This is a genomic window from Flavobacterium sp. GNP010 (genome assembly GCF_056428945.1).
Genome location: NZ_JBWJVK010000121.1, coordinates 1 through 1,324 on the forward strand (window position 1 = coordinate 1; position 1,324 = coordinate 1,324).

A 1,324-nucleotide genomic window follows, 5' to 3' on the forward strand; every position below is an offset into this window, starting at 1 on the left:
TAAGGTTTCGTTGCGGCTGCAAGCCGAACAATGAAACCTGTGTTGAACGGAACCGATTACATGCCGTCAACACTTATGGAGTTATCGTAAAGTTTAGAGAGAGAATTTCAAGAGGCAAGTGAGCCTCTTTTTTTGTGCGGTAAAATCAAGATGGTTTTTACGTGTTTTCCTTTCCCGAAGTTTCGGGATTAGGCGCACGTGCCCTTACCCATAATTTAGCTTTTACAGGGAAAGGAGTTTTGGCCACCGCCAAGATACCAAGCAGGTGGTCCACGCTGGTCAAAAACCGCTATCCGATGTAAATTGCCCGTTTTGCAATACGAACATTTAGGTAAAAAAGGCTTCTTTTCTACTTTTTCTAGCACTTTTACTTTGAGTTTCTCTTGTAAAAGCTTCAATTTTTGACGCTTCCATGTGCTGCTCAAAAAACCGTAATGACGGATCTTGACAAAACGTTTAGGCAAAATATGCAACGCAAAACGCCGAATAAATTCCTTATGAGTAAGCGTCATTTGTTTTTTAACACCCGCTACTCGGTAATCCTTGTACGCAAAAGTTACATTTTGCCCGTCAATACTTTTAATTCTGTTGTTGCTAATGGCGATTTTATGGGTGTAACGCCCCAAATATTCCACCACCGACATTGTATTTCCAAAAGGTTTCTTAGCAAAAACAACCCACGGTTTTTTCCATAAATCCTGCCTGATTTGTTCGTATTGGATAGGTGATTTCGCCTTGAGTTTGGCGCAATATTTAGCCCTAAAAACTTTTGACAAAGCTTTTACTGGGAACAAGAATTTACCATCGGTTCTTGCGTTTTTCCACTGCCCATCTCTATTGATTCCACCACCGGGAACAATACAATGCAGGTGCGGATGCAAGCTCAATTGCTGTCCCCAAGTGTGCAAAACCGCAATCATTCCCATTTGCATTTCTTTGGCTTTGCCAAAGGTTTTTAGTGTTTCCCATGTCGCTTCAAAAAGCGTATCGTAAACCAATTTTGGCTGATGTATCGCTAATGAATTGATACTATCGGGCAAGGTAAAAACCACGTGGAAGTATGGCACAGGCAAGAGTTCTGTTTCTCTAGCCTGGATCCAATCTTCGCGTTTGTTACCCTGACACTTGGGACAATGCCTATTGCGGCAACTGTTATAACTTATAGTAATGTTTCCACAGTCATCACACCCATCAATATGACCACCCAACTCAGCGGTTCTGCACTTTTTAATGGCATAAAGCGTACGAAGTTGCCACGTATTGAGCCCGTAACTTTCAATTTTAGAGCCTACTTTTCGCAGTACATCGGCTACTTCCGACTGCA

At 42.1% G+C, this 1,324-nt stretch carries 1 protein-coding gene; it reads right to left on the reverse strand.

Features of this window, described 5'->3' with window-relative positions:
* Window positions 1–215 precede the first annotated feature (215 nt).
* Window positions 216–1,324 (reverse strand): IS91 family transposase (locus AC061C_RS15785; RefSeq protein ID WP_478291966.1); only part of this gene is annotated, 1,109 nt, incomplete at its 5' end.